10 protein-coding genes, 2 tRNA genes and 1 other RNA gene are annotated in these 7,227 nt (G+C 41.1%); 6 read left to right on the plus strand and 7 right to left on the minus strand.

What is annotated here, in order from left to right; all coding sequences use genetic code 11:
• Positions 1-983 precede the first annotated feature (983 nt).
• The 4 genes from Q0614_RS12465 to panB form a co-directional block, all read right to left on the minus strand.
• The gene (locus Q0614_RS12465) at positions 984-1,658 is read right to left on the minus strand and encodes a hypothetical protein (protein ID WP_298789084.1); all 675 of its coding nucleotides are present in this window, start codon (positions 1,656-1,658) and stop codon (positions 984-986) included.
• Between the two features lie 241 nt (positions 1,659-1,899).
• On the minus strand, positions 1,900-2,166 hold the full coding sequence (locus tag Q0614_RS12470) for a type II toxin-antitoxin system VapC family toxin (protein ID WP_297961724.1): 267 nt from the start codon (positions 2,164-2,166) through the stop codon (positions 1,900-1,902).
• Positions 2,163-2,429, minus strand: coding sequence for a hypothetical protein (locus tag Q0614_RS12475; RefSeq protein WP_297961727.1), 267 nt, complete (start codon positions 2,427-2,429; stop codon positions 2,163-2,165). Before Q0614_RS12475 ends, Q0614_RS12470 begins: the two co-directional genes overlap by 4 nt.
• Before the next feature lie 63 nt (positions 2,430-2,492).
• A complete protein-coding gene (gene panB / locus Q0614_RS12480; protein WP_298789087.1) occupies positions 2,493-3,290 on the minus strand; it encodes a 3-methyl-2-oxobutanoate hydroxymethyltransferase in 798 nt (265 codons plus the stop codon).
• A gap of 98 nt (positions 3,291-3,388) precedes the next feature.
• On the opposite strand from panB, the gene ssrA reads away from it, so the two are divergent.
• The 6 genes from ssrA (at position 3,389) to Q0614_RS12510 (ending at position 6,068) form a co-directional block, all read left to right on the plus strand.
• Positions 3,389-3,750: a transfer-messenger RNA gene (ssrA, locus tag Q0614_RS12485) on the plus strand.
• A 277-nt stretch (positions 3,751-4,027) separates the two neighbouring features.
• A complete protein-coding gene (locus tag Q0614_RS12490) occupies positions 4,028-4,429 on the plus strand; it encodes a hypothetical protein (protein ID WP_298757310.1) in 402 nt (133 codons plus the stop codon).
• Between the two features lie 65 nt (positions 4,430-4,494).
• Positions 4,495-4,872: a hypothetical protein gene (locus Q0614_RS12495; protein WP_298789089.1), complete on the plus strand. Its 378-nt coding sequence runs from the start codon at positions 4,495-4,497 to the stop codon at positions 4,870-4,872.
• 24 nt (positions 4,873-4,896) lie between these two features.
• Positions 4,897-5,238, plus strand: coding sequence for an Imm40 family immunity protein (gene imm40, locus Q0614_RS12500; protein ID WP_298789090.1), 342 nt, complete (start codon positions 4,897-4,899; stop codon positions 5,236-5,238).
• A 96-nt stretch (positions 5,239-5,334) separates the two neighbouring features.
• On the plus strand, positions 5,335-5,736 hold the full coding sequence (locus tag Q0614_RS12505; RefSeq protein ID WP_298789091.1) for a hypothetical protein: 402 nt from the start codon (positions 5,335-5,337) through the stop codon (positions 5,734-5,736).
• The gene (locus Q0614_RS12510; protein WP_298789093.1) at positions 5,733-6,068 is read left to right on the plus strand and encodes a DUF3969 family protein; all 336 of its coding nucleotides are present in this window, start codon (positions 5,733-5,735) and stop codon (positions 6,066-6,068) included. Before Q0614_RS12505 ends, Q0614_RS12510 begins: the two co-directional genes overlap by 4 nt.
• A 347-nt stretch (positions 6,069-6,415) precedes the next feature.
• Here Q0614_RS12510 and Q0614_RS12515 read toward each other — a convergent pair.
• From Q0614_RS12515 to Q0614_RS12525, 3 genes are all read right to left on the minus strand, one after another.
• Positions 6,416-6,490, minus strand: a tRNA-Met gene (locus tag Q0614_RS12515).
• A gap of 41 nt (positions 6,491-6,531) precedes the next feature.
• A tRNA-Gln gene (locus Q0614_RS12520) sits at positions 6,532-6,606 on the minus strand.
• Positions 6,607-6,796: 190 nt separating this feature from the next.
• Positions 6,797-7,227 (minus strand): prepilin-type N-terminal cleavage/methylation domain-containing protein (locus Q0614_RS12525; protein WP_298789095.1); only part of this gene is annotated, 431 nt, incomplete at its 5' end.

Here is a 7,227-nt window from a genome sequence, read left to right on the forward strand (position 1 = left end):
TAATATCTCTTTAATAGTTTTTAAAATTTTAGCAAGTGTAGCGAAAAATGGCTAAATTTTGACAATTTTAGCAAGGCGCCGTCTTTGCGGGCGGAATAAAATTTGCCGCGCGGAATTTTACAGTACGCGCTTGGGGCTAAAAAGCAGAGCACCCGTCGCGAAAGACTGCGAAATTTTACCGCGACGGGTTTAAGGCTACGCTCATGCCGCTACGCCCGCTATGTCTTGGTGCGGAATTTTATTGTGGTGGCTCCCAAACAGCGCGCAGGTCGCTAACTGCGCTAAATTTTACGGCGCGGAATTTTAACTTGCAGAATTTAAAGCTTTGCGCGGAAGCCATTGCCGCAAAGCCCCACTGCGCAGCGTAGAATTTTAACGCATAAAATTCATGAAGTACGCACAAGATGCTGCGAGCGAAATTTTAACGCACAAATTTGAAGCTAGCCGCAGAGTTTGCGAGAGACGGAATAAACTTGGCAGAATCATATCACACAGAATTAAAGAGCGAAATTTAGCCAACTGAAAAATACGCACGGAATTTTACAACGTAAAATTTGGCGCTTGGAATTTTGCGATATTAAATTCAGCGCCTGGAATTTTGCAGTGAAATTTTGCGACAAAATTTTGTCTCGTAGAGCTTTGCTGCGGATTTTGTTTTTGCGGCAGCGAGGCTTTAAATTCCGCGCTTAAAGCTTCGCGGTACGCAGCTAGTCAGAATTCCATCTCGCATAGTCAGTTAAAATTTCACAAGAAATTCTACGTAGAATTTTATGCAGAATTCTGCTTTGCGCACTTGCGCGGCTATGTAAAATTTCGCGCGAAGTTTGGTATTTTGCGACTGCTCGGAATTTGGCGCGGATTTTAAAATTTGCCGCTAAGCTCAATGCGAGCTCGGGCGATTAAATTTAGCCTCGCCGCCTCGCGACGCCTTATCGATCGCGCCCCAAATTAAGGCGTTAAATTTTTCCTGCGCGAGCCTAGTTCTACAAATCGTGCTCTTCGATCAAAACGCTCTTATTATTATCGCTGCTACAGAACGCTCTATATGAGCCGGACGTTGTGCTTTCGAATAAAAATACTACACCGTCGCTTTGAAATTTTTTCGAGCAGCCCTTGGCGTGCAGCTTGGCAAGCTTCGGGCTATCAGGGGCATAAAACTGATAGCTATCGGTGAAGTGCTCCACGTATCGGTAGGTGATCTCCGCCCAAGGCACCCCGCTATCGCCGCTTCTATTTAGCACGATGGTTCTGGCGTTTATCGCCGCGAGCTTTGATTTTAGCTCTGCAAACGTCTTTTTGTCCCAGCCGATGAGCTTTAGCCCATCGCCGATACTCGGCGCATTATCTCTGAAAATGGAATTTGAATAAAATTTCGTCTCATTGCCGTCCAAATCGATCCAAATATACTCATCACCATAGGTGCTCTGGATCGTAACGCGCAAATTTTTGGGGAAGTTGCGACCTGCAAAAGCTAACAGGTCTAGAAATTTCTCGCGATTTTGCTCGTAATTTTGTATTAACGGGGCTTTATCCAGCTCCATATCATCTTTATCAAAGAAAGAATTAAACGCAAAAAATACCGCCAAAATCGGCAGTACCTTTACACAAAAGAGCAAACCCAGAACTGCGGCTATGAAGGTTTTTAAAACTTTAGCCAAATTTTCTCCTTAAATTTTATAAGCCGTTTAGGCGTGACGATTAATTTGCGACGAGAGCAAAATTTAAACGCCCGCCGTGCAGCGTAAATTTTAAAATTTCAAATTTACGTCCAATTTTCTATTTTAAGTCCGCTTATATTTTTGAAATCTTTTTCGTTATTCGTAACGAGCGTGCAGCCGCGCGATAGGGCATTCGCAGCGATCAACATATCCATGTCGCCTATTTTGCGATTAACAGCCGTTAGTTCGCGGCGCACACACCATATACCTGAGCATCGCGCATGCCAAATGGTAAAATGTTAAAATTTGAGATAAACTCGTCTATTAGCCGTAAATTTAACTCTTTGCGCTTGGAATTTTCCGCACCAAATCTCAGCTCGGCAACGGTAATAAGCGAGATAAAAATATCCGATCTTTGGTGTTTTGTCAGACGATCGAGTATTTTAGGAGCGTATTTTTCGTCATTATTTATCAAATATATACAAATATTCGTATCTAAAACGATCATTTATCAAATCCAAACTCGCGCTCGCTCGGGATCTGTTTGCCGCGCTTGATCTCAGCGTCTTTAAATTTTGCCAGCGTCGCAAGCAATCCATCCCACTCGCCGCTACGTTTGGGGATGCTAAGCGTTATTTCGGTATCACTAAGCTCTTTTATCACAAGCTCCTTAACGCCCTCCAAATTTGGATATTTCGGGATACGAAGCGCTAAGGAGTTGCCGCTTTTAAATACTTTTAAAGTTTTATCGTTAGCTGCTTTGACTTTCATCTATGCTCCTTTTATTTATTGGTTTTAGAATATATAAATTTTTAAAATTTAGCCCAAATCTCGCTACTGCCTATATTCAAACTCCTCGCTTGGGAAGCTCTCGTCCTTCACTTCGCGCGCGTATTCGCGCACCGCGCCTTTTACCAGCTCGGCGCCGTCTAAATAGCGCTTAACGAATTTCGGCCGAAACTCCGTGAAAAATCCACACATATCGCTCCACACAAGCACCTGTCCATCCACGCCCGCACCCGCGCCGATGCCGATGACGGGCACGTCGGTGCCGAGTGCCACTTGATTTGCGACTGAGCAGATCGTCCCCTCGACAAGCAGTAGCACCGCACCCGCCTCGGCAAGCGCTCTAGCGTCGTTTAAGACCTCGCGCGCACCCTCCTCTCCGCGTCCGCTTACCTTGTAGCCGCCCATAAAGCGCGAAAACTGCGGCTTAAGCCCGATATGGCTCATCACGGCGATACCGTTTCGATTAAGCAGCGCCACGGTATCCGCCATATGCGCGCCGCCTTCGATCTTAACGGCGTCGCAGCCGGTACTCTCATAGACTTTGGCACAGTTTTGCAGCGCGAGCTCTGGCGTCGCGCACGAGCAAAACGGCATATCCACGACCATATACGCTCGCTTGAGCCCCCGTCTTACGGCGCGCGCGTGATAGATCATCTGCTCTACGCTTGCGCCCAGGGTCTCGGAGTGCCCGCCGAAGCTCATATTTAGGCTGTCGCCTACAAGTATCATATCGACCTCGTCGTCGAAAATTTTAGCAAAAAGCGCGTCGTAGGCAGTGATCATCACGATCTTTTCGCCGGATTTTTTCATCTCATATAATTTAGAAAGCGTGATTTTTGACATTTTGGCTCCTTGATTTGGTTAAAATTTGAACACAATTCTAGCATAAGCCGAATTTGACATTTATAAAATTTTAAAGTAAAATGCGCGCGCATTCTTTCGGGGGTGACTTGGCTTCGACGGGAACGGATAGGTCAAGGCGGCATGTCGCTTTGGATACAGCGTATAAAATCCAAACTAAATTTAAACGCAAACAACGTTAAATTTGCTCCTGCTTACGCTAAAGCTGCGTAAGTCCAGTCGAGCCCTGCTCTGCGCCGATACTATCTAAGCGCGGCTGCGGGTAATCTGCGATAGCGTAGCTCTGCGGCGTGACGAGCCGTAGGGTGAAATCCTAGTCTTTGCGCCGGCGGGTCGTTTTGGAAAGTGAGCGAGCCTGCGCGAGAACTTCACTTTTGCTAAACATGTAGAGGCTTTGGTCGTTTGTTTTCGGACTGCGGTTCAATCCCGCACACCTCCACCAATTATCTATTTTTAAATTTTAATCACTTCTTTTTAGTTGCATTTAGTTTCGGCGCACAGGCGCCTATCTTAAATTTTAGCCATTCAGGCTCCTTTCATTTTTATTTTAGATATAATCTTTTTCGAAATATTAGGAGTGTTATTAGGAGCTTTTTCGCATTAGGGGTTTCCCATATGAACAAAGGCGTATATTTTGCTAAAATTCGACGGCGGGGGCGTCAAAAGCATCAAGAAGTACAAGACGCGATACAAAATATTATAGAAGAAAGGAAAAAGAAATGAATAAATTTGTTGTGCTGTCATTAGCATATGTTGCTTTACTAGCGGGGTGTACCCTTAATAATCGCTTTTTTGCTTGGGGTACAAAATCTGAAAGTTCTTGCGGTTTTATTTTTCATGACTATATACCTCATGATAAACTTTACGTACCGAGGAGCCTTGAGGATTTTTTAGATATATATTCAAGAGCTAAAAGCCAAAAAAGCGGTGAATATGAATATAAGCTAGTAGAGACTTTATCTCAGTATTATAATAAAACATCAACTACGGTTCCGATAGAATCTTGTGATGATAAGTGGTGTAAAATTTACTATCCTTGCGGCGATACGGAGTATTATGTCAAGAAGGATGAGATAGAGCAACTTTGGCCTAACGGTCAAAAGACTTGGGGATCTAAATAAAAGATAGAGCGCATTTTAAGTAGACGGAGCCACAAATAAAATTTCGATAAAGGAGAAGAAACAGGATGAGAGCTTCGGTATTAATATTCGCCATACTTTCTATGGCAATACTTGGTGGTTGTAAGAAATATTTTATATACAACCATTTTATTACTTATGGGGAAAGGGGCGACTTCTATACCAGTACTTGTGAAATGCGCTCCGGAGGTAATTATCCTATAGGCGAGGAAAAGCTTTATCAGCTCAAAACGAGGGATGGCATAAGAGCTTCGATATATATAATAAGAAAGGGAAATTTTATGGCCGTAAAAGTTTTGGATGGAGTAGGCGGTATCCTCCCCATCGAAAGCTGTGGCGATGAGTGGTGTAAAATTTACTACCCTTGCGGCGAAAGAGGGTATTTCGTAAAGAAAGACGAAATAGAAAAATGGCAATGGCAATAATCTTATACTTAAAAGGAGCGAATTATGTTTATAGATGAAGACTACGTAAATATCGTGCCGCAGGATCTGCTAGAGCGCGGTATTCGCTTAAGAGAGGAACTCGGTTTTTATGAAATCGCTTGGAGATTTGACGATGTAATGAAGGTGCTAAAAATCGCAAGAGATAGAGATATGCTTATAGCCGGAGGGGATGTATATCGCCTAAGCGGCAATAAACCCATAATCACATACGATGGCTGGTGTACAAACGAGGGGGATGACAATGCATTCGAAGTAGCGATCGAATATATCACCAATTATCGCACTAGAAACGGAGACGATTTTGCATACTGCCCAGTCATTAGCCCCGGGCAGGTGTCTAAATGAAAATTTTAATTGGATTGCGCGAATAAAATATCGGCAACCGATTAAATTTTAAAAGGAAAAACAATATGAAATTTAGAATTTTAGGACCGAGGCTTTATGAAAAGACAAGGATATGGCTATAGAGGCTTGAGGGCGAATGCGGCATTGATGGCTAAAATAGATATTTTATTAAATTTGATAAATTTCACCAAAGATATAAGCGCGATAAAAAGCGACTTAGCAAAGATAGGCTTTGATAGCGAATCGGAGCTTGTAACGATAACTCAAAATACCATTGCAAATATCTTAAATAGGGTCATCGATAAAGAAATTTCATATGACCTCCTTGAGGAATGGGCAAATTTAATCGAGTGCCGCGAGGACATAGGATATGAGGATGAAATTTTGCAGGAAATCATATTTGAGCTGGCAAACCCTTGCCTTTATGGAGAGATAGACGAGAGGAAGATTTGTATGATTTTAGATGAAATTAAATACGGGCGGAGCGACACCGAATGATATTAGAGAAAAATATTGATATTGTGGGCGAGAGGGCAATTTTATTGATGGCGCTGGGCTCATTACAGGCATTGGAGCACCAGGCGATTACCATAGATGAAAGCCAAAGAATTTTGTTTTCGCCCTATATCTCAACGCATTTGGAAAACAATAAGGTCGATGAACGCATTATAGATATAATAATCGAGTGCTGCGAATTGGAGGATATTTTTGAGCTAATTCCTACAAAATATATGGAAACTTTGCAAACATTACAGAATAGAATAATAGAAATTTTAAAGCAATACGATGAAGAATCTATAAAAAGATGGGTAATTATAGATAAAGAATAAGCTTCCATAACTTCCGTCTTTGCAAGCGGGTGGGCTGGCAGCTAAATAAAATTCTAAATGTTACGATAAGAAAGTCCGTACAAATTTAAGTCTTTCGCAATTCCTACTTAACATTATTGATAAGATTTGCGGTATGATAAATTAAAATTTTAGACGAATCGGTAAAATTTTACAATTTAAAGAGTTTTATGTATCTTTCTTGATAATTATTAATTTTAAGCCATTGGCTTGAAAATAAATTAGTAGATAAAATACTCTAATTTAGATTATATGAGATTTTCTTATTCACAATGAAAGCAAGAATAAAATTTTGAAGTCACGATGCTGTGCTATAAATTTAAAAATATTGGTTGCAGAGGGTGGATTTGAACCACCGACCTTCGGGTTATGAGCCCGACGAGCTACCACTGCTCTACTCTGCGATAAAAAAACGCGAATAAATTTAAAATAGCATTCGCGAAAGTGGATGGGGTAGGAGGATTCGAACCTCCGAATGATTGGACCAAAACCAATTGCCTTGCCACTTGGCTATACCCCAAAACTATAAAAATGTAATTATACATAAATATTTACGTAATGTCAATACTATCTTATACGAAATTCTTAGATTTTAATGAGTAGAAAATTTTAAAATCAATATATCTTATAAGCAAATATTTAAATCTGTAAAATAAAAAAGCCCTAGCTAAATGCTAGGGCTAAAAATCAATAATATTTATAACTATTTATTAGTTATAAACTACACCCTTGCCACCAAATTTAAGCTTCGCACCATTAGCCTTAATTTGATCAGCAACTTGCTGTAAACCAGGCATTTCCCATACTTGTTTACATAGTCCAGTTGCGTTATCTACAGCTACTTTTATAGTACCATTACCACCATCTATATCAGTAGGTTTAGTATTTACTGTAAAACAAGTACTTCCTTTTGCCTTTACTGGATTAGCAACATTTGACATCTCGCTATAAGTTGTACTAAAATTACCTTGTGAAGTATAATAAGCACCTAAATCGCTTACTACTGTTTGAATATTTGTAGCTGCCTTAGAAACCTCAGCATCATCACGAGTAGCTGCAAGTCTTGGAATAGCAACAGCTGCCAAAATACCTAAAATAACGATAACGAAGATCAACTCGATCATAGTAAAACCTTTTTTCA

The sequence above is a fragment of the uncultured Campylobacter sp. genome, from assembly GCF_937997595.1.
GTDB lineage: Bacteria > Campylobacterota > Campylobacteria > Campylobacterales > Campylobacteraceae > Campylobacter_B.